General features: G+C 59.3%; 19 protein-coding genes. 10 read left to right on the plus strand and 9 right to left on the minus strand.

Annotated features, from left to right (window positions below):
- The first annotated feature begins 98 nt into the window (after window positions 1-98).
- The 5 genes from xsc to DS906_RS19575 all read left to right on the plus strand — a co-directional run bounded on the left by xsc (window position 99) and on the right by DS906_RS19575 (window position 7506).
- Entirely contained in the window at window positions 99-1874 is a 1776-nt protein-coding gene (gene xsc, locus DS906_RS19555) for a sulfoacetaldehyde acetyltransferase (RefSeq protein ID WP_113791726.1), read from the plus strand.
- 4 nt (window positions 1875-1878) lie between these two features.
- The gene (gene pta, locus DS906_RS19560; protein ID WP_113791727.1) at window positions 1879-2901 is read left to right on the plus strand and encodes a phosphate acetyltransferase; all 1023 of its coding nucleotides are present in this window, start codon (window positions 1879-1881) and stop codon (window positions 2899-2901) included.
- 78 nt (window positions 2902-2979) lie between these two features.
- Window positions 2980-5793, plus strand: a complete 2814-nt coding sequence (locus tag DS906_RS19565) for a molybdopterin oxidoreductase family protein (RefSeq protein ID WP_113791728.1) — start codon at window positions 2980-2982, stop codon at window positions 5791-5793.
- Window positions 5794-5884: 91 nt separating this feature from the next.
- On the plus strand, window positions 5885-6634 hold the full coding sequence (locus DS906_RS19570; RefSeq protein ID WP_108861155.1) for a 4Fe-4S dicluster domain-containing protein: 750 nt from the start codon (window positions 5885-5887) through the stop codon (window positions 6632-6634).
- Window positions 6634-7506 carry a DmsC/YnfH family molybdoenzyme membrane anchor subunit gene (locus DS906_RS19575; protein ID WP_113791729.1) on the plus strand — a complete coding sequence of 291 codons (873 nt, stop codon included), beginning with the start codon at window positions 6634-6636 and terminating at the stop codon, window positions 7504-7506. The genes DS906_RS19570 and DS906_RS19575 overlap by 1 nt, the downstream gene beginning before the upstream one ends.
- 130 nt (window positions 7507-7636) lie before the next feature.
- Here DS906_RS19575 and dapA read toward each other — a convergent pair whose 3' ends face one another.
- The gene (gene dapA / locus DS906_RS19580) at window positions 7637-8509 is read right to left on the minus strand and encodes a 4-hydroxy-tetrahydrodipicolinate synthase (protein WP_113791730.1); all 873 of its coding nucleotides are present in this window, start codon (window positions 8507-8509) and stop codon (window positions 7637-7639) included.
- A gap of 133 nt (window positions 8510-8642) precedes the next feature.
- Here dapA and DS906_RS19585 point away from each other — a divergent pair, with 133 nt between their 5' ends.
- Window positions 8643-10607, plus strand: a complete 1965-nt coding sequence (locus DS906_RS19585; protein WP_113791863.1) for a lytic transglycosylase domain-containing protein — start codon at window positions 8643-8645, stop codon at window positions 10605-10607.
- Here DS906_RS19585 and DS906_RS19590 read toward each other — a convergent pair.
- Together DS906_RS19590 and mnmD are read right to left on the minus strand one after the other, a co-directional pair.
- Complete coding sequence (locus tag DS906_RS19590) at window positions 10581-11450, minus strand: DMT family transporter (RefSeq protein ID WP_113791731.1); 870 nt, start codon at window positions 11448-11450, stop codon at window positions 10581-10583. The two genes, DS906_RS19585 and DS906_RS19590, sit on opposite strands and share 27 nt — an antisense overlap.
- Window positions 11447-12112 carry a tRNA (5-methylaminomethyl-2-thiouridine)(34)-methyltransferase MnmD gene (mnmD, locus tag DS906_RS19595; protein WP_113791732.1) on the minus strand — a complete coding sequence of 222 codons (666 nt, stop codon included), beginning with the start codon at window positions 12110-12112 and terminating at the stop codon, window positions 11447-11449. Before mnmD ends, DS906_RS19590 begins: the two co-directional genes overlap by 4 nt.
- A gap of 49 nt (window positions 12113-12161) precedes the next feature.
- Here mnmD and DS906_RS19600 point away from each other — a divergent pair, with 49 nt between their 5' ends.
- Window positions 12162-13202, plus strand: a complete 1041-nt coding sequence (locus DS906_RS19600) for an FAD-binding oxidoreductase (RefSeq protein ID WP_199528604.1) — start codon at window positions 12162-12164, stop codon at window positions 13200-13202.
- Here DS906_RS19600 and DS906_RS19605 read toward each other — a convergent pair.
- The 4 genes from DS906_RS19605 to DS906_RS19620 form a co-directional block, all read right to left on the minus strand.
- On the minus strand, window positions 13194-13994 hold the full coding sequence (locus DS906_RS19605) for a MaoC family dehydratase N-terminal domain-containing protein (RefSeq protein ID WP_113791733.1): 801 nt from the start codon (window positions 13992-13994) through the stop codon (window positions 13194-13196). The genes DS906_RS19600 and DS906_RS19605 overlap by 9 nt on opposite strands.
- A 49-nt stretch (window positions 13995-14043) precedes the next feature.
- A complete protein-coding gene (locus DS906_RS19610; protein ID WP_113791734.1) occupies window positions 14044-14586 on the minus strand; it encodes an NADPH-dependent FMN reductase in 543 nt (180 codons plus the stop codon).
- A gap of 114 nt (window positions 14587-14700) precedes the next feature.
- Complete coding sequence (locus tag DS906_RS19615) at window positions 14701-15372, minus strand: OmpA family protein (protein WP_113791735.1); 672 nt, start codon at window positions 15370-15372, stop codon at window positions 14701-14703.
- Window positions 15373-15480: 108 nt separating this feature from the next.
- Window positions 15481-16170: a YafY family protein gene (locus DS906_RS19620; RefSeq protein ID WP_113791736.1), complete on the minus strand. Its 690-nt coding sequence runs from the start codon at window positions 16168-16170 to the stop codon at window positions 15481-15483.
- 103 nt (window positions 16171-16273) lie between these two features.
- Between DS906_RS19620 and DS906_RS19625 the strand changes: the two genes are divergently transcribed.
- Window positions 16274-16459, plus strand: a complete 186-nt coding sequence (locus DS906_RS19625) for a hypothetical protein (RefSeq protein WP_113791737.1) — start codon at window positions 16274-16276, stop codon at window positions 16457-16459.
- A 2-nt stretch (window positions 16460-16461) separates the two neighbouring features.
- On the opposite strand, the gene DS906_RS19630 is transcribed toward DS906_RS19625, so the two are convergent.
- Window positions 16462-17109: an RluA family pseudouridine synthase gene (locus DS906_RS19630; RefSeq protein ID WP_113791738.1), complete on the minus strand. Its 648-nt coding sequence runs from the start codon at window positions 17107-17109 to the stop codon at window positions 16462-16464.
- A 97-nt stretch (window positions 17110-17206) separates the two neighbouring features.
- Here DS906_RS19630 and DS906_RS19635 point away from each other — a divergent pair, with 97 nt between their 5' ends.
- Both DS906_RS19635 and DS906_RS19640 read left to right on the plus strand, forming a co-directional pair.
- Window positions 17207-17617: a nuclear transport factor 2 family protein gene (locus tag DS906_RS19635; RefSeq protein WP_113791739.1), complete on the plus strand. Its 411-nt coding sequence runs from the start codon at window positions 17207-17209 to the stop codon at window positions 17615-17617.
- A 2-nt stretch (window positions 17618-17619) separates the two neighbouring features.
- Window positions 17620-18330 carry an SGNH/GDSL hydrolase family protein gene (locus DS906_RS19640; protein WP_113791740.1) on the plus strand — a complete coding sequence of 237 codons (711 nt, stop codon included), beginning with the start codon at window positions 17620-17622 and terminating at the stop codon, window positions 18328-18330.
- Here DS906_RS19640 and rarD read toward each other — a convergent pair.
- Window positions 18321-19226, minus strand: a complete 906-nt coding sequence (gene rarD, locus DS906_RS19645) for an EamA family transporter RarD (RefSeq protein ID WP_113791741.1) — start codon at window positions 19224-19226, stop codon at window positions 18321-18323. The two genes, DS906_RS19640 and rarD, sit on opposite strands and share 10 nt — an antisense overlap.
- Between the last annotated feature and the right edge of the window lie 30 nt (window positions 19227-19256).

Genomic DNA, 19256 nt, shown 5'->3' on the forward strand with positions numbered 1-19256 from the left:
CGTTCTGGCCCTAACGCCGCTTCGCCCCTTGCGCCAAAACCGTGTCAAAGGCGGGTGCTGTGCCCGAACCTTTCTTCAATTGTGCGGAGAACACTCAGATGAAAATGACCACAGAAGAGGCCTTTGTTAAGGTTCTGCAAAAGCACGGGATCGAACATGCGTTCGGAATCATCGGCTCGGCCATGATGCCGATCTCGGATATCTTCCCAACCGCAGGTATCAATTTCTGGGACTGCGCCCATGAAGGTTCCGGCGGCATGATGGCAGACGGCTACACCCGCGCCACCGGCAAGATGTCGATGATGATCGCGCAGAACGGCCCCGGCATCACCAACTTTGTGACCGCCGTCAAAACCGCATACTGGAACCACACTCCGGTTTTGCTGATCACGCCGCAGGCGGCCAACAAGACCATCGGTCAGGGCGGCTTCCAGGAAATGGAACAGATGCGCATGTTCGCGGACTGCGTTGCCTACCAGGAAGAACTGCGCGACCCCAGCCGTATCGCCGAAGTTCTGAACCGTGTCATCCTGCAAGCCAAGCGCGCCTCGGCGCCTGCTCAGATGAACATCCCGCGTGATATGTGGACCCAGGTTGTCGACATCGAACTGCCCAAGATCGTCGAATTTGCCGCAACTGCTGGCGGCGACGAAGCGCTGGACGAAGCGGCTGCCCTGCTGTCCGACGCCAAATTCCCGGTCATCCTGAACGGTGCCGGTGTTGTTCTGTCCGGCGCGATCCCCGCATCCGCCGATCTGGCCGAACGTCTGACCGCTCCGGTTTGCGTTGGCTACCAGCACAACGACGCCTTCCCTGGCTCGCACCCGCTGTTTGCCGGTCCTCTGGGCTATAACGGCTCGAAAGCCGGTATGGAGTTGATCTCGAAGGCTGACGTTGTTCTGGCTCTGGGCACGCGTCTGAACCCGTTCTCGACCCTGCCCGGTTATGGCATCAACTACTGGCCGACTGACGCCAAGATCATTCAGGTTGACCTGAACCCAGACCGCATCGGCCTGACCAAAGACGTCAGCGTCGGCATCGTGGGCGACGCCAAAAAAGTGGCCGAAGGTCTGCTGGCACGTCTGGGCGACAACGCCGGTGAAGCCGGTCGCGAAGACCGCAAGAACCTGATCGCCACCACCAAATCGGCATGGGCGCAAGAACTGAGCTCGCTGACCCACGAGAACGACGATCCGGGCACCACCTGGAACGAGCGTGCACGTGCAGCCAAGCCCGACTGGATGAGCCCCCGCATGGCATGGCGCGCAATTCAGTCCGCCCTGCCGACCGAGGCAATCATCTCGTCCGACATCGGCAACAACTGCGCCATCGGTAACGCGTACCCGTCCTTCGAAGAAGGCCGCAAGTACTTGGCACCTGGCCTGTTTGGCCCCTGTGGTTACGGCCTGCCTGCCGTTGTTGGCGCGAAAATCGGTTGCCCGGACGTTCCGGTTGTCGGTTTCTCGGGTGACGGTGCCTTTGGTATCGCAGTGAACGAACTGACCGCGATTGGCCGCGAAGAATGGCCAGCCGTGACCCAGATCGTTTTCCGCAACTACCAGTGGGGCGCTGAAAAGCGTAACTCGACCCTGTGGTTCGACGACAACTTCGTTGGCACCGAACTGGACCAACAGGTCTCTTATGCCGGTATCGCAACCGCATGTGGTCTGAAAGGCGTCGTTGCACGCACCCAGGACGAGCTGACCGCGGCCCTGAACCAGGCGATCATCGACCAGAAAAATGGCATCACCACCCTGATCGAAGCCATGATCAACCAGGAACTGGGCGATCCCTTCCGTCGCGACGCCATGAAAAAGCCGGTCCGTGTTGCCGGTGTCGACGCGGCTGACATGAATTCGTCGGCCGGGGCATAATCGCGTGAAGCCATTGCGCACAATTCTCGGAGCTGCCAGCAGCTCCGACAAGATCATCGCCCTCGCTGAGGGCGATGATCCACGTGTTGTTGAAGGTGCTTTGAAGGCCCGTAATGAAGGTGTTGCGCGCATCATTCTGGTTGGTGACAAAGCCAAAGTAACTGCCCTGCTGGCCGAACAGGCTGGTCAGGATGTCGACGGCATCGAAATCCACGATCCATCGGACTCTCCCCATGCCGAAGCGTTTGCAGCTGAGCTTTTCGAGCGGCGCAAGCACAAGGGCATGACGCCTGAAAAGGCCGCTGAAGAAATCAAACACCGCCTGAACTATGCCGCGATGCTGGTTCATACCGGGAATGCCGACGGAACTGTCGGCGGGGCTGTTGAGACCACATCGGCCACAGTGCGCGCCGCTTTGCAGATCATCGGCAAAGCGCCCGACGCGGCCATGGTTTCCAGCTTTTTCCTGATGCTCTACTGCCGGGATCATCACACAGTACGCGGCGCACATATCTTCGCAGATTGCGGTCTGGTCGTTGATCCGAACGAACAGGAATTGGCCGAAATCGCCCGGGCATCTGCCGCGTCTTTCAAGGCGCTGACGCATGAGACACCCCGCGTTGCGATGCTGTCCTTTTCCACCGGCGGCAGCGCCAATCATCCGAAAGTCACGAAGGTCAGCGAGGCCACGCAGATTGCAAAATCGGCCGACCCCGATCTGTTGATCGACGGCGAGCTGCAGTTTGACGCCGCATTCGTCCCCGAGGTGGCTGCAAAGAAAGCCAAAGACTCGCCCCTGCGCGGCGAGGCAAATGTCTTTGTGTTCCCGAATCTCGACGCAGGCAACCTTGGCTATAAGATCGCGCAGCGTATTGGGGGTGCCGAAGCAATCGGCCCGGTCCTTCAGGGGCTGGCGAAACCGGCCAACGACCTTTCACGCGGATGCTCCGCCGAGGACGTTCTGCACATGATCGCGGTTACGGCCGTGCAAGCAGAAACATCCAAAACCCGGACAGACGCCTCGTAAATCCGGCTAAAGCGAAATACTGTTCCGATTGATCTCTGCTCATGAGAATAATCGGATCAAAAGCCACAGGGACCAGAAATGAACCAGCCAATCATTAATACCTCTCCCAAGGTCTCTGACGAGGTCAGAAAAACAACGTGCTACATGTGCGCCTGCCGCTGCGGCATCAACGTACACATGAAAGACGGTAAGGTTGCCTATATCGAAGGCAACCGCGATCACCCGGTCAACAAGGGTGTTTTGTGCGCCAAGGGCTCGGCAGGGATCATGCAGGTCAATGCCCCGTCCCGCTTGCGCGCGCCACTGAAACGCGTCGGTCCGCGTGGTTCGGGCAAGTTTGAAGAGATCAGCTGGGACGAGGCGCTGGACATCGCCGTTGGCTGGCTCAAGCCTATCCGCGAAGATAACCCAGAGAAACTGGCGTTTTTCACCGGTCGGGACCAAAGCCAAAGCTTTACTAGCTTTTGGGCGCAGAATTTCGGCACCTGTAACTATGCAGCGCACGGTGGCTTCTGCTCCGTCAACATGGCTGCAGGCGGCATCTATACGATGGGCGGTGCGTTCTGGGAATTCGGCCAGCCTGACTGGGACCACACCAAGCTGTTCATGCTGTTCGGTGTTGCCGAAGACCACGACAGCAATCCGATCAAGATGGGCATCGGCAAGATCAAGGCCCGTGGCGCACGGGTGATCGGCGTCAACCCGATCCGCTCGGGCTATAACGCGGTGGCTGACGATTGGGTTGGGATCACTCCTGGCACCGATGGGTTGTTCATCCTGTCGATGATCCACGTGCTGATGAAGGCCGGCAAGATCGATCTGGACTATCTCAGCCGTTACACCAACGCGCCGGTTCTGGTCGACGCCTCCGAAGGCCCCACCAAGGGTCTGTTCCTGCGCGATGGGAATGGCAAGCCACTGGTTGTTGATCGCAACACGGGCGAGCTGACGGCGTTTGACAAACCGGGTGTCCGCCCCGACCTGTCAGCGACCTTTGAGAAGGATGGCGTTACCCACCGCCCCGTGTTCCATCTGATGGCGGAACGCTACCTCAGCGACGAATACGCGCCCGAGAAGATCGCCGAGCAATGCGGCATCCCCGCCACCCGTATCCGCGCCATCGCGGGTGAGCTTGCCCGCGTTGCCTTTGACGAGGCGTTCGAGCTGGAGCGCGAATGGACTGATTTCCGCGGCGAAAAACACACCAAGATGATCGGTCGCCCGGTTGCCATGCACTCGATGCGCGGTGTCTCGGCCCATGCCAATGGCTTCCAGACCTGCCGCGCACTGCACGTGTTGCAGATCATCCTCGGCACGGTCGAAGTCCCCGGTGGTTTCCGCTTCAAACCGCCCTACCCCAAACCGGTCGAGGCGCACCCGAGACCGCACTGTAAGGTGACCCCGAATACGCCGCTGGATGGCCCGCATCTGGGCTTTGTCCAAGGGCCCGAGGATCTGGCGCTGAAGGCAGACGGCAGCCCGGCGCGGATCGACAAGGCATTTACGTGGGACAACCCGATGTCCAGCCACGGGCTGATGCATATGGTAATCTCGAACGCACATGCGGGCGATCCCTACAAGATCGACACGCTGTTCATGTACATGGCCAACATGTCCTGGAACTCATCCATGAACACCAAAGGTGTCATGGAAATGCTGACGGACAAGGATGAGAACGGCGATTATGTGATCCCGCATATCATCTACTCCGACGCCTATTCGTCGGAAATGGTGGCCTATGCCGACCTGATCCTGCCGGATACCACCTATCTGGAGCGCCACGACTGTATCTCGCTACTCGATCGCCCGATCTGCGAAGCGGATGCTGCAGCCGACGCAATCCGCTGGCCGGTGATTGAGCCCGACCGGGATGTCAAAGGCTTCCAGTCAGCGCTTGTCGAACTGGCCAACCGCTTGGGCCTGCCGGGCTTCACCAATGAAGACGGCAGCGCCAAATGGACAGATTACGCCGACTATATCGTCAATCACGAACGCAAGCCCGGCATCGGCCCGCTTGCCGGTTTCCGTGGTGAAAACGGCGATAGGGAAGGCCGCGGCGAGGTCAACCCTGACCAGTTGAACCGCTATATTGAAAACGGCGGCTTCTACGTGGCCCACATCCCCGAAGGCGCGGATTACTACAAACCATGGAACGCTGCCTATCAAGATTGGGCTGTCGGCATGGGCATCTATGACAGCCCGCAGCCATACCTGTTCCAGCTCTATTCCGAGCCGATGCGCAAGTTCCAGCTTGCTGCCGAGGGACATGGCGAACGTCAGCCGCCGGAACACTTACGGGAACGCATCAAAGAGACGTTGGACCCGATGCCCATCTGGTACGAAACCGACCAGACCGGCAACGAAGGCTTCACTGTCAACGCTCTGACCCAACGCCCCATGGCGATGTATCACAGCTGGGGCACCCAGAACGCATGGCTGCGCCAGTTGCACGGACGCAATCCTTTATATGTTCCGACCAAGCTGATGCGCGAGAACGGCCTGCAGGACGGTGATTGGGCCAAGGTGACCTCGCCACATGGCGAGATCACGGTTCCGGTCATGGAAATGGCGGCCCTGAACGAAAACACCGTCTGGACCTGGAACGCCATTGGCAAACGCAAAGGTGCATGGGCGCTGCAAGAAGACGCGCCCGAGGCCACCAAAGGGTTCCTGCTGAACCACCTGATCCACGAGCTGCTGCCGCCCAAAGGCGATGGTCTGCGGTGGGCCAACTCTGACCCGATCACCGGTCAGGCCGCATGGTTCGACCTGAAAGTGAAGATCGAAAAAGCTGACCCACCAACGGATGCGGAAAGCCAACCGGAATTCCCACCGATTGAATCTCCGGTCGGAACTGGACCGAAGGATTTGGCATGGAAGGTAGGCAAATGATCCGATCCCTGCTTCATCTGGCTAAAAGTATCCCGGGGTCTGGGGCAGCGCCCCAGCCCGCCCTCACCACAAAAGCGGAGGCAAGGTAGTCATGACCCAGCTCCCCACATCCACCGACCGCAAGATGGGTCTGGTCATTGACCTGGACACCTGCGTTGGCTGCCACGCCTGCGTCATCTCATGCAAAGGCTGGAACACCGAAAACTACGGCGCACCGCTATCCGATCAGGACGCGTATGGCGCCAATCCGTCGGGCACTTTCCTGAACCGGGTGCACTCTTACGAGGTGCAGCCTGCGGAAGGTCATGCCCAGCTGATCCACTTCCCAAAATCCTGCCTGCACTGCGAGGACGCGCCTTGCGTCACCGTTTGCCCCACAGGGGCTAGCTACAAGCGGGTCGAGGACGGCATCGTTCTGGTCAATGAAAGCGACTGCATCGGTTGTGGCCTGTGCGCGTGGTCCTGCCCCTACGGCGCACGTGAACTGGATCAGGCCGAAGGGGTGATGAAGAAATGCACCCTCTGCGTTGACCGTATCTACAACGAAAACCTGCCCGAAGTAGACCGTGTTCCGTCCTGCGTGCGTACCTGTCCCGCAGGGGCACGTCACTTTGGCGATCTGGGCGATGCGGACAGTGATGTCAGCAAACTGGTCGCCGAACGCGGTGGCATGGACCTGATGCCGGAAATGGGCACCAAACCCGTCAACAAATACCTGCCGCCACGGCCCAAGGACAACGTCGAAGATCAGATCGACATCCTGGCACCGTTGCTGGCACCGGTCGCTGAAGAGCCCAAAGGGTTCCTTAGCTGGCTGGACAAGACCTTGGAGAAGCTCTGATGCATCCAGCACCTTCCGTCATCATTTTCACCACCCTGTCGGGTCTTGGCTTTGGACTGTTGTTCTTTTTGAGCCTCGGTCTGCCAGACGTCTCTGGCTGGGTTGCTTTCGTCTTTTTTGCTATCGCATACGCCCTTGCCGTCGGCGGTCTGATGGCGTCCACCTTTCACCTTGGCCATCCCGAACGGGCCTGGAAGGCGTTCACACAATGGAAAACAAGCTGGCTCAGTCGTGAAGGCTGGTGTGCGGTCATTGCCCTTGTTGTCATGGGGCTTTATGCGATTGGCGTTATCTTTCTGGGCCAACGCTGGAGCCTTCTTGGCTGGATCGGTGCCCTGTTTTCGCTACTGACCGTGTTCACCACGTCGATGATCTACACGCAACTCAAAACCATTCCCCGCTGGAATATGAACCTGACTCCGGCCATGTTTCTCAGCTTCAGCCTGGCAGGCGGTGCACTGCTGGCCGGGCAGGTCCGAGTGGCGCTGCCGCTGCTGCTGATCGCCGCGCTGGTGCAGATCCTGTATTGGAAAAAGGGCGACAAAGCGCTGGAGGAGTCCGGCACAAATCTGGGCACGGCCACCGGATTGGGCGATCGCGGCACCGTGCGTGCATTCGAGCCTCCTCATACCGGCACCAACTATTTGCTGCGTGAATTCGTTCACGTCGTTGGCCGCAAGCATGCTGAAAAGCTGCGCATCATCTCGTTTGCGTTGGCGTTTGTTCTGCCGGTTATCCTGCTGCTGTTGCCATTCGGCCATCTCTTCGCGCTGCTGGCTGTGCTGTCCCATCTGGCCGGTGTTGCGACGTCACGCTGGCTGTTCTTCGCACAGGCCGAGCATGTCGTCGGGCTGTATTACGGAAAACGATAGGGGGCTCTGCCCCCGTCGCGGCAAGCCGCGACTCCCGTGGGATATTTTTGGCCAGATGAAGCCTAGATCCGGAACAAAAAAAGGCGGCGCTCGAGGTTCGAGGCCGCCTTTTTTTCTTTTTGAATTCGCCTTAGATAAGGCCTGCGTGCTGAAGCGCCGCGTCGATCGCCGACTTGGTGCTGCCATCCAGCCCTGACAGGGGCGAGCGGACTTCTTCGCTGCACAGACCCAATTTGCTGAGCGCGTATTTGGCACCCACCAGGCCTGGCTCGATAAAGATCGCTTCGTGCAAGGGCATCAGGCGGTCTTGATACTCCAACGCCTTGGCGTAATCGCCGTTCAGCGTCGCCTGCTGGAATTCGGCACACAGTTTGGGCGCGACGTTCGCCGTGACCGAAATACAGCCAAATCCGCCATGCGCGTTGAAACCAAGCGCCGTCGCGTCCTCGCCGGACAGCTGGCAAAAGTTCGGGCCGCAGGAGGCGCGCTGTTGGCTGACGCGAGCCAGATCTCCGGTCGCGTCCTTCACACCCACAATGCGCGGCAGTTTCGCCAACTCACCCATGGTTTCAGGGGTCATGTCGATGACCGAACGGCCGGGAATATTGTAGATGATGATCGGAATATCCGCGCAATCATGCAGCGCACGGAAATGCATCAGCAGACCCTTTTGCGTGGGCTTGTTGTAATATGGCGTTACAACCAGAGCTGCATCCGCACCCACTTTCTGCGCGAATCGCACAAACCGGATAGCCTCAACAGTGTTGTTTGACCCAGCACCCGCGATCACAGGTACGCGACCAGCCGAGGCCCTTACAACCTCATCCACAACAGTTTCATGCTCTTCGTGGCTCAGGGTGGGGCTTTCGCCGGTGGTGCCAACGGGAACCAGCCCCGTAGAGCCTTCCTGAATCTGCCATTCCACCAAGTGTTTGAGCGTCTTCAGGTCCAACTCGCCGTTGCTAAACGGTGTGACGAGGGCTGGCATAGAGCCTTTGAACATGACACGCTCCTTAGGTGCAGTTTGTAATTTTTACGCCTCGGTTTGCCAGAAATCTGTCTTTCTTGAGTTGAACCCGACGGCGCAAGCTTTATCCTGAATGGCTGTATCCTTGGTTGGTTGGGAAATGCAAGGGATGACACGCTTTCTGGCGTTTTTGACGGTCGTAATTCTGATTTCGGGCACACAAGTGCGGGCCGACGCCGCAGGTGATCTGCGGGCCGGCATGAATGATATGCGCAAGGGGGACTGGAATGAGGCCCTGCGTGTATCTGGTGCGCGGGGTTCAGTGTCTCGGGACATCATCGTTTGGCACTGGCTGCGCGAAGGGTTTGGCAGTTCGGGTGACGTTCTGGTGTTTTTGGACCGTCGTCCAGACTGGCCGGGTCTGGCCTGGTTGCGGCGCAAAAGTGAGCCCGCCTTTACTGGCGCTGATCCGGACCGCGTTCTAAAATTCTATGCCGAACGGCCGCCGCAAACCGCAGAGGGTGCGTTGAACTATGCAGTCGCATTGAAGGCAAAGGGTCGTCAGGGAGATGCAGAGGCTGACATCGTCGCGGCATGGCGGACCATGCCAATGGGTTCGGGTCTGCAAAAAGACTATCTTGAGAATTTTGGCAAGCTGCTGAAACCCCATCACGGTGCCCGTCTGGACCGGATGCTATGGGACAACCATCTTGTCAGCGCAGGTCAGATGCTGCCGCTGGTCAGCGCCGATCAGCGCAAACTGGCTGAGGCGCGGATCGGCCTTCAGAAACGGCAACCCGGCGTCGACAGCAAGGTGGCGGCGGTTCCGAAATCGCTCGGCGATTCACCGGGCTTGGCTTTTGACAGGTTCGTCTGGCGTGACAGGAAAGAGCTGGACGACAGCGCGATTGACTTGATGCTGGCGCGCTCTACCGGCCCTGATGCGTTGGGGGAACCTGACAAATGGGCCGAAGGCCGCCGCCGGTTGGCCCGGCTTGAGATGCGGAACGGGGACCAGAACCGCGCCTATCAGATTGCTGCCAATCACCACATGACGCCTGAAATGGGCTATGGCTATGCGGATCTGGAGTGGCTATCCGGGTTTCTGGCCTTGCGGAAGCTGAATGATCCGGCGACCGCGATCCGGCATTTCCAGAACTTCTCGGACGCGGTGAAATCGCCGATCTCGAAAGGGCGCGCCGGGTATTGGTTGGGCCGTGCCTATGCGGCCCATGGTGACGCCGAAAAAGCCTATGACGCTTATGCGATGGGTGCGGATTACCAATCCTCTTTCTACGGCTTGCTGGCTGCAGAGCAGATCGGGCGTCCTTTCGATAGTGAACTGGCCACCCCCCGCCGGGCGCCACACTGGAAACAAGCTGAGTTCTCCAATTCAAGTGTGCTGGAGGCCGGGCTACTGCTGCTGAAAGCTGACGAAGACACCCTTTCTGAGCGATTCCTGACTCATTTGGTGGAAGGGCTGGACCCGGTTCAGGCCAATCAGTTGGGCGATTTGGTGATCGAGTTGAAGCAGCCGCATCTGGCCGTGATGATCGCCAAACGCGCTGCAACAGTCGGCCTGGTTTTGCCAGCCGCCTATTACCCGGTGCATCCGGTGGCCGACATGGGTTTGCCCATGGCCAAAGAAATGACGCTGGCCATTGCCCGTCGGGAAAGCGAGTTTGACCCCGTTGTGATCAGCGGTGCCGGTGCGCGCGGGCTGATGCAGGTCATGCCGGCAACGGCAAAGCTTGTTGCCAAGGAATTGGGTATCCTAAGCGGCCACAAGACGATCAAGCTGACTTCGGATTGGCAATATAATGCCAAGCTGGGTGCCAATTACCTGTCCGGTCTGGCCGCTGATTTCAACGGAAACGTCGTGATGATGGCTGCCGGATATAACGCAGGTCCACGTCGGCCGATGTCGTGGATGGATCGCTATGGCGACCCGCGCGCAGGTGAAATCGACGTGGTCGACTGGATTGAGGCGATCCCGTTCAGCGAAACCCGCAACTACGTGATGCGTGTGTCGGAAAGCCTACCGGTCTATCGCGCCCGTCTTGGCCAACCTGCCTTGCCGATCCCGTTCTCGCAGGAACTGGTCGGGTCAACGCTGGCGTCTTTCGCGCCATAGGGTGAACAGCCCGGCGGCGACAACCAGCGCTGCGCCTATGACCACTTCAGGGCGCAGCGTTTCACCAAAGACCGAGATTCCCAGGATCGCGCTCCAGACCAGGTGGAAATAGGCGAAGGGCTGCACCGCGCTGGCCTCGGCCATCTCATAGCATTTGATCAGCAACCAGTGCCCCAGAACGCCGCTCACGCATAGCAGCGCCATCCAGGCCCAATCCGTCTGTGCCATCGGCTCCCAGAACCACATTCCCACTAGCGTCATGGCGACGGCACCACTGACGCCTGTCCAGAAAAAGCTGGTGGCGGAATTGTCCCGGCGGGACACGTAACGGGTCAGCAAACCATAGACTGCAAACATGAAAGCCGAGATCAGCGGTACAATGGCCCAAGGGTTAAAGACACCTACGCCGGGCTGCAGGATGATCAGAACACCGATGCACCCAACGCCGATCGCGGCCCAGCGTCGCCAGCCGACCTGTTCGCCCAATACCGGCCCGCTGAGAGCGGCGATCAACAACGGGTAGCAGATGAAGACAGCCATCGCGTCGATCAGGCCCAGCACAGTAAAACTGAACACCGCGACGCAGATTTCGGCCGCCAACAGCAGGCCACGAAATATCTGCAGCTTCAGCTGGCTTGTCTGGGTAGTGGCCTTCAATCCGCCGGGCGCACGTGCGGCCAAAGCGATGACAAAGGCGGCGAAGAACCAATAGCGGATCATCACGACCATGTATGTGTTGTATGTTCCCGCTAGATGGCGCGAAATACCGTCCTGCAGTGCAAAGACGATGGTCGCCCCGACCATCAACGCAATCCCGGCGCGAGTATTGTTCTGCTGCGTCATGATTTGACCGCCCGGGTCATGTGGCGCTTGCGGCCATAACCGGGTGTGCGCGTAATAGTGAAACCGGCATCCTCAAGCCCCCGCCGCACGAACCCGGCGGCGGTATACGTCGCCGCCGTTCCGCCAGTGGCCGTGTGGTCGGCGACCTGCTGCATCAGGTCTGCACCCCATAATTCGGGGTTCTTAGCCGGAGAAAACCCATCCAAAAACCACGCATCGGCGGCACCTTCCCATGCTTGCAGGGTTTGTCGCGCATCGCCTTTAACAACCTCAAGCCGCAGGGTGCCCAAATCACATGTGCCGCCCTCCCATTGCGCAAGGAACCGGTCAGACCAAGGCGCAAGTTCAGGAAAGGCCGCCAGCGCTCGGGACATGTCCGCGGGCCTCATCGGATAGGCCTCAAAACTTGTAAAGGTCAGGGGCGTGGTCTGGCCCGATCTCTCCCATTCGGACCAGACGGTCAGCATGTTCAATCCGGTGCCAAAACCCAGCTCTGCAATGTGAAACCCCGGTGTAAACCGTACGGGCAGGTCATTGCCTGCCAGAAACACATGGCGCGTCTCTTCCAACCCGTTCTGCAACGAGTAGTACGGATCGTCGAAACGGTCCGAGACGGGGATCTGATCCTCTGTCCACGTCAGTTCGGCGCGCTGGTCTGCCATCGGGGAATCCTGTAGCTAAGCGGCGCGACACTGAACAAGGTAAAGGGGAATGGCAATGGTCGATGTGACGGTGCGTGGTGCAGGGATTTTCGGCCTTTCCATCGCGTGGACCTGTGCGCGGCGCGGCGCAAAGGTGCAAATCGTCGATCCCTTTGGCCCCGGTGCTGGTTCCAGCGGTGGTCTGGTTGGCGCGCTGGCCCCGCATGTGCCAGAAAACTGGAATGCCAAGAAGGCATTTCAGTTCGACAGCCTGATCATGGCTGAACCGTTCTGGACACAGGTCGAGGCCACAGGCGGCGTTTCACCCGGATATGCGCGGCTGGGCCGGTTACAACCCATCGCCGACACCCGAACGCTGGAACTTGCCCATGCTCGCGCCGAAACGGCGGCTGAACTGTGGCAGGGTCGGGCTGAATGGCGGGTTGTTGAAACAGCCGCAGTCGGCGCATGGTGCCCACCCAGCCCCACTGGTTTTGTCATCCATGATACGCTGAGCGCCCGCATGCATCCGCGCCGGGCCTGTGCGGCCTTGGTTGCGGCATTGGCTGTGATGGGCGTCGAGGTCGTAGCCGACGCACCGGATCGTGGGCAGGTTGTCCATGCAACCGGGCTTGCCGGACTTCAGGAACTGAGCGAGGCGTTTGGCAGAACAGTTGGCAACGGTGTCAAGGGTCAAGCCGCGCTGCTGCGGTTTGATGCGGGTGAAGTCCCGCAGCTGTTTGCAGACGCGATCCACTTCATACCGCATGCGGACGGGACATTGGCAATCGGATCGACCTCGGAGCGTGACTATGACGATCCGACCAGCACGGACGCGGCTCTGGATGACGTTTTAGACCGGGCGATGCGGGCCGTTCCCGTCCTGCATGGCTCAGAGGTCATCGAACGATGGGCGGGTGTACGGCCGCGCAGCAAAAGCCGCGCACCGATGCTTGGCGCGCACCCGGTACACAAAGGTCAATTCATCGCCAATGGTGGTTTCAAGATCGGTTTCGGTATGGCCCCGAAAGTAGCCGCGGTCATGGCGGATCTGGTTCTTGAGGACCGGGACGCAATCCCGGGTGACTTCAGACCCGAAGCATCACTCTGATCGCGGGACGGCCTCGGCGGACATGCATTGCCGCCCATCAGGTCCGCGCGCCCACATCGCTTGGCCATTCCGGCACAAGGTTGCCGTTTCAAAGTGCATCAGCGGCGATGACGCACGAAATGAGAAATGAGCCAAGGGACCTGCCATATCCTCGGCAAACAGCATCAATAATTGTGCCAGCAGCGGGCCATGAACGACCAGACCGTCATACCCTTCGACATCCCGCGCGTAGTCCAGATCGTAATGGATATGGTGCCCATTGAAGGTCAGCGCCGAGTATCGGAACAGCAACGTGCTGTCGAAGGTGACGTCTCGCCTGTCGGTTTCATCGGTACGGGCCATAGGTGACTTGGGCTTGATGTCAGTATCCGAAGGGTCAGGCCTATAAACCAGATCCTGCCGTTCGCTCAGACACAATTGACCGTCCTGAGAAATCTCGTGTCGCAGGGTAACAAACCCCAGCGGTCCCGTCCGTCCGGTTTTTGTTGCCGCACTTTCAAGAACAGACCGGCGCACGGCTTTTGAACCCACGACCAGCGGAGTGTGAAACTGCAATCGTCCCCCGGCCCACATCCGACGTTGCAAGCCCATATCGGGGATTAGGCCGTCCCCAACCTTTGGATGCCCGTCCCGTCCCAAACTGGCAGGCACCTGAGGCGACCAGAAATACAGCTGGTGAAAGAATGGCGGCAGTTGATCGCCTGCTGCGACCCTGTCGTTAGATCCAAGCGCTGCCAGCAGCGCGGAGGCGCGAGCCGGGTCCATCACATCTGTCTGTATATCCTCATTCATGTCGGCAGATTATGCAGACGGACCTGACCCGGCAAGCGGCGTCTTGATCTTAGAACCCGGCCTCGGCCCGCAGTTTCTGCATCAGCGTCCGCAGAGAACTTTCGTAACGGTCGCTCAGCAATTTGCCCTGCTCGTCAAACTCGTTCGAGCTGCTGGCCAGGTGGATTTCCGGTCCCTGCAGGATGCGTGGTTGGAACGGAACCATGTAGCCGCGCAGAACCATCTGTGCCCGTTCGCCACCTGCGCGTCCTGCGGCGGCCGACATCACGGCAACCGGTTTGTCGGCCCAGGGGCGGCCATCGGTTCGGCTGACCCAGTCCAACGCATTCTTCAGAACACCAGACGGACCCTTGTTGTATTCCGGGGTCGAAATGATCACGGCATGGGCTTGAGCGATCTGATCGGACAGAGTTTGTACGGCTTCGGGGATGCCCTCGCCATCTTCAAGATCACCATCATAAAGCGGCAGGTTCAGATCAGCTTCGATATGCGTTCCCGGCTCGAACAGCCGTGCCGCTTCGCGCAGCAATTTGCGGTTGGTGGCACTTTGGCGCAATGAGCCGGACAGACTCAGAAGGATGGGTTCAGACATTGGGAAACTCCGCTTTGGTGTTTCCCAATAGCTAACTCAACTTTCGGGCGCACCAAAGACCGGATAACGCGCAGTCAATGTGCAAAAAATGGGCACCTGAAAGTGCCCATGTCGTTATGTGTTTCCGTTCGGAATGATCTCGATGTCGACCCGACGGTTCTGGGCCTTCCCCTCGGGCGTCAGGTTTGACGCAATTGGGCGGTTTTCGCCCTGACCGATGGTTGAGATGCGTGCACTGCTTACGCCATTTGCCTGAAGAATATCCGCGACAGACCGCGCCCGGCGTTCAGACAGGCCCTGATTATATGCGGCGTCGCCGTCGCTGTCGGTATTGCCGATAACCTGCACGTTCGAGTTGGGATAATTCACCAGATTCTGCCCCACCCGGACCAGATCGGCCCGCAGTGCCGGGCGCACGGTCGCGCTGTCGGTATCAAAGGTGATGTCATTCGGGACGGTCACAATCAGCCGGTCACCCGCGTTCGTAACGATGATGCCCTGATTGGCCAGTTGCTGACGCAGTTCTGTGGCTTGCCTATCCAGCTGGTTGCCGATCAGGCCACCCCCTGCCGCACCGATCGCACCACCTGCCACCGCGCCCAAAAGCGGATCAGATCCATTGGCAATCGCACCGACACCTGCGCCGATCAGACCGCCGAGGAGTGCACCCTGCTTGGCGTTCTGGTTCGGGTCCGAGGGCAGGTTCAGTGTGCCGGGGTCCGTACAGGCCCCCAAAAACATGGCCGAACACAGCCCTGCGGCAAGAACACTCTTGGAAATCGTCATGAATTCACCTTCTGCTCAGGGGTCCGTTCACCGGACCCGCTTTGTTTGGCGCAGTATATCGCGTCACCTCAACATAGGCTCAAGCAACAATCGGGTGAAGTCGGCAAATTACCGCCGTTCAACAGGATCCAATTGGTTCTGGTCTTGCCAGATCGCCCGTAGAGGCTCCCCCTGCCCGCAGAAATGATCGTCTGTCACGTCACAGGCCCAGATGCGATCCGTACGAAAATGGCGGAATCCATTCCTCAACTCACACCACGCCGCCAACATCGTGCATTCGATGTGGTAGATCAGGGCGACGGGCCTGACGATCCGCTCAGTTCGTTCACCTTCGGCATTCACATAGGTGATGCGAATTTTGCGTTCAGAGCGGATGGCCTCGCGATAGTTTACGACGGGCACGCACCCCTTGGCCGGATCATCCATTGGCGCGCCCCATGGGGCGACCTGCAGCCAATCCGCAGGCGCGCGCAAAGCGTCGATCTTGCGGCACACCCGATCCGCAGCCTGTTGCAGGGTGCTGTCCCCTGTGCGCGCCAGCATCGACAACCCAACCCACAGTGCTTCGACCTCTTCGGCATCGAAATTCAACGGTGGCAAGTCGTACCCGCGCCGCATCAGGTATCCCACCCCGGCTTCCCCCTCGATCGGGGTCCGCTGTGCCTGCAAAGCGGCGATATCGCGATAGACGGTACGCGCTGACACTTCGAGCTTTTCTGCCAGTGCCTCGGCCGTCACGGGCACATCGGCCGAGCGCAGGATCTGGATGATTTCAAACAGGCGGGTCGAGCGGCGCATTGGGTTCTCCAGGCAATCTGCTGACACACTAGCACACGCCACTGACAGGGTGGTGTCAGGAGTGATCAGCGATCTTTGGAAAACAAACCAAAGGAGGTCGACCATGCCATACCTCGACAATCACGTAATGATGACATTGAAACTGGACCGCTGGGCGCAGGATCACACCTTGCGCGCGTTCGAGATCGAACGTGAAATCATGGCTGCCCGTCAGCCCTGCGCGTCGCGCAAACGGACCAAGCGTTTCTCGCTGGGCAACCTGAAGATGCTGTGGACAAGCACGGCCTGAGGTCAGAAATCAGCCGGGGCGCGGAATTTCATCGAAACTCCGCCCTCGGGGCTCTTCAGACGCAATTCCTCAGAATGCAGCATCAGACGCGAGAAATCGCGCGCAGGTCCGTCTGCGTAGAAAGGGTCGCCCAGAATCGGGTGGCCCAGCGCCAGCATATGAACGCGCAGTTGATGCGACCTGCCCGTTTTTGGGAACAATCGGACGCGCGTTGTCTCACCTTCGAATTTCACAAACCGCCAGTCGGTGACAGCGGGCTTGCCGGTCTCGTGACAGACCATCTGACGCGGGCGGTTGGGCCAATCCACGATCAACGGCAGATCGACGGTTCCGGACTTTTGGGCGATGCGCCCCCAAACGCGCGCAACATAGGTTTTGCGGGTCTGGCGCTTTTCAAACTGCATGCTCAGATGCCGCTGTGCGTGCGGTGACTGGGCAAACACCATGACACCCGAGGTATCCCGATCCAGCCGGTGCACCAGAAGGGCCTGCGGAAATGCCGCCTGCACCCTGTTCATCAGGCAATCGGCCAGATGCTCGCCACGCCCAGGTACAGACAACAACCCCGAGGGCTTGTTCACCACGATCAGCTGCGCATCCTCATGCAGCACTTCCAACGGCGTATTCGGGGGATCATAGGTCTCGCTCATGCGCGCCTGCCTATCGCACGGCGTAGGTTCCCGCAACGTCGGCCTTGCCTGAACGGATCGGTTCAGCAACTCTCAGACCCAAAGCGGAGGAGAATCCATGCACCCCACAATCGAGCGCATGCAAGACGTTGTCGCCAAGGGCGATGAAACCCTGATCCACGAATTGCTGGCCGAAGACGTACGGTTTTCCCCGCCAACTTACTTCAGCACTTGGACCGGACGCGAACCGGTGGCGGCCGTGCTGGGCCATGTGGGGCAAGTGTTTTCCGACTTCCGCTATCGCCGGATTATGGGTGAAGGCAAGGATTGGGCGCTGGAGTTTCAGTGCAAGGTCGGGGATTTGGATGCGGTTGGCGTCGATCTGATCACCCTGAATGACGCCGGTTTGATCGAAAACTTCGAAGTGGTCATGCGCCCTTATAAGACCATTGGTGCCCTGCGTGAGGCGATGATGGCCCGGGTTATGACGGACGCCCGCTTCCTCGAATACAAAAACGCGCTCAGCTAACCATGACTGCCCCGATTGCCGCAGATCAGATATTGCGTGTCCCGCTACTGCCGGTTCTGGCAGCACAGGCGATTTCCGTGCGTCGTAACGCTCAGCTGCTGCCCGAACCGTCCGGCCCGCGCCAAGGGCGCGAAGGGCGCGGCCCCCGGTTGCGGCTGCTCATCGCAGGTGACAGCTCGGCAGCGGGTGTGGGGGCGGGGCGACAGCAACAGGCGCTTTCGGGGTTTCTGGTGGCGCGGTTGGCCCGCCATTACAGCGTAGAGTGGCGACTGGAGGCGACAACGGGCCACACAACACAGGATACACTGGAACGATTGAACCGCCTTGAAGGCACCTATGACGCCGCTGTGACAGCCTTGGGTGTAAACGACGTCACGCGTGGAGTATCCCGGCAAAAATTCACGGCTTTGCAGACCCAACTTCTGGATCATCTGACGAGCAAACTGGGTGTTCGCCATGTCGTGGTTACCGCCGTACCGCAGATGAACCGTTTTCCGGCCTTGCCCCAGCCGCTGGCCTGGGCACTGGGGCGACAGGCGGCCCGGCTGGATCAGGGTTTGCAAAAGGCCGTTATGGCATTTCCGCAAGCCCGGCACCTGTCATTGGAGTTTCCGGATGACCCGGCACTGGCTGCTCCGGACGGATATCACCCAAGCCCCAAAGCCTATCGCTTGTGGGCAGAGGCCGCGGCCGACTTATTGCATCAGCGCTGACGCCGCATCTGACGAATCATCGGGATCGTATAGACCACCAAAGCCGCCCAGATCAGCGGGAACGCGATCATGCGGCCCCGATCGATCTGTTCACCGAACACAGTAATCGCAGTGATAAAGATCATTGTCGGCGCGATGTACTGCAGGATTCCCATTGTGGACAACCGCACCAATTTGGCCCCGTTGGCATAGACCAGCAGCGGAACAGCGGTGACAATGCCGGCACAGGCCAGCAGCATGGTGTCCCCAGCGGCAGCGCCAAAGTGGCCGGTTCCTTTTGCCCCCAACCAGGTGATGTAGACCAAGGCAGGGATCAGCAGGATCAGAACCTCAAGCAGAAAGCCCTGATTGGGACCGATGGGCAGCGAGCGTTTGAAGAAAGCATAAAAACCCCAACTGACCGTCAGGGCCAGCGCAGCCCACGGCAGCCGACCCGCTTCGACGATCAATACCAGCACACCCAAAGCAGCTAACCCCACCGCCGCCAATTGCGTACGATTCAAAGGCTCACGTAACAGGATTGCTCCTAGTGCAATGCTGAACAGCGGGTTGATGTAATAGCCCAATGCTGCGTCCAATGCGTTACCGCTGGCAATCGCCCAGACGTAAATGGCCCAATTCACCGAGATCAAAGCCGCTGTCAGACAGGCCATGCCCAGCATTTTCGGGTTTTGTAAGGCAGCCTTCAAATCCCTGGTTCGCCCTAGCGCCACCAGCAACAGCCCAGCCACAGGCACCGACCATACAATCCGATGCGCCACGATCTCGACCGGCCCGATATGCGCCAGAGCTTTCATGTAAAGCGGCAGGAAACCCCATAGAACGTAGGCGGTCACCGCCAGAGCCAATCCCTTTGGCGTGTCCTCATTCTGGGGTGATGTTGCGACGTCCGCCATCATGGATCTCCGGGTGATACCGTTTGTCTA

Origin of the sequence: Ruegeria sp. A3M17 (assembly GCF_003318255.1) — a bacterium.
In the GTDB taxonomy this organism is placed as follows: domain Bacteria; phylum Pseudomonadota; class Alphaproteobacteria; order Rhodobacterales; family Rhodobacteraceae; genus Ruegeria.

What these genes read in the sequence shown, in the direction of transcription:
- xsc (WP_113791726.1), top strand. Translation starts at nt 99, where the DNA reads ATGAAAATGACCACAGAAGAGGCCTTTGTTAAGGTTCTGCAAAAGCAC.
- DS906_RS19565 (WP_113791728.1), top strand. Translation starts at nt 2,980, where the DNA reads ATGAACCAGCCAATCATTAATACCTCTCCCAAGGTCTCTGACGAGGTC.
- DS906_RS19570 (WP_108861155.1), top strand. Translation starts at nt 5,885, where the DNA reads ATGACCCAGCTCCCCACATCCACCGACCGCAAGATGGGTCTGGTCATT.
- DS906_RS19575 (WP_113791729.1), top strand. Translation starts at nt 6,634, where the DNA reads ATGCATCCAGCACCTTCCGTCATCATTTTCACCACCCTGTCGGGTCTT.
- dapA (WP_113791730.1), bottom strand. Translation starts at nt 8,509, where the DNA reads ATGTTCAAAGGCTCTATGCCAGCCCTCGTCACACCGTTTAGCAACGGC.
- DS906_RS19585 (WP_113791863.1), top strand. Translation starts at nt 8,643, where the DNA reads ATGACACGCTTTCTGGCGTTTTTGACGGTCGTAATTCTGATTTCGGGC.
- DS906_RS19590 (WP_113791731.1), bottom strand. Translation starts at nt 11,450, where the DNA reads ATGACGCAGCAGAACAATACTCGCGCCGGGATTGCGTTGATGGTCGGG.
- mnmD (WP_113791732.1), bottom strand. Translation starts at nt 12,112, where the DNA reads ATGGCAGACCAGCGCGCCGAACTGACGTGGACAGAGGATCAGATCCCC.
- DS906_RS19600 (WP_199528604.1), top strand. Translation starts at nt 12,162, where the DNA reads ATGGCAATGGTCGATGTGACGGTGCGTGGTGCAGGGATTTTCGGCCTT.
- DS906_RS19605 (WP_113791733.1), bottom strand. Translation starts at nt 13,994, where the DNA reads ATGAATGAGGATATACAGACAGATGTGATGGACCCGGCTCGCGCCTCC.
- DS906_RS19610 (WP_113791734.1), bottom strand. Translation starts at nt 14,586, where the DNA reads ATGTCTGAACCCATCCTTCTGAGTCTGTCCGGCTCATTGCGCCAAAGT.
- DS906_RS19615 (WP_113791735.1), bottom strand. Translation starts at nt 15,372, where the DNA reads ATGACGATTTCCAAGAGTGTTCTTGCCGCAGGGCTGTGTTCGGCCATG.
- DS906_RS19620 (WP_113791736.1), bottom strand. Translation starts at nt 16,170, where the DNA reads ATGCGCCGCTCGACCCGCCTGTTTGAAATCATCCAGATCCTGCGCTCG.
- DS906_RS19625 (WP_113791737.1), top strand. Translation starts at nt 16,274, where the DNA reads ATGCCATACCTCGACAATCACGTAATGATGACATTGAAACTGGACCGC.
- DS906_RS19630 (WP_113791738.1), bottom strand. Translation starts at nt 17,109, where the DNA reads ATGAGCGAGACCTATGATCCCCCGAATACGCCGTTGGAAGTGCTGCAT.
- DS906_RS19635 (WP_113791739.1), top strand. Translation starts at nt 17,207, where the DNA reads ATGCACCCCACAATCGAGCGCATGCAAGACGTTGTCGCCAAGGGCGAT.
- DS906_RS19640 (WP_113791740.1), top strand. Translation starts at nt 17,620, where the DNA reads ATGACTGCCCCGATTGCCGCAGATCAGATATTGCGTGTCCCGCTACTG.
- rarD (WP_113791741.1), bottom strand. Translation starts at nt 19,226, where the DNA reads ATGGCGGACGTCGCAACATCACCCCAGAATGAGGACACGCCAAAGGGA.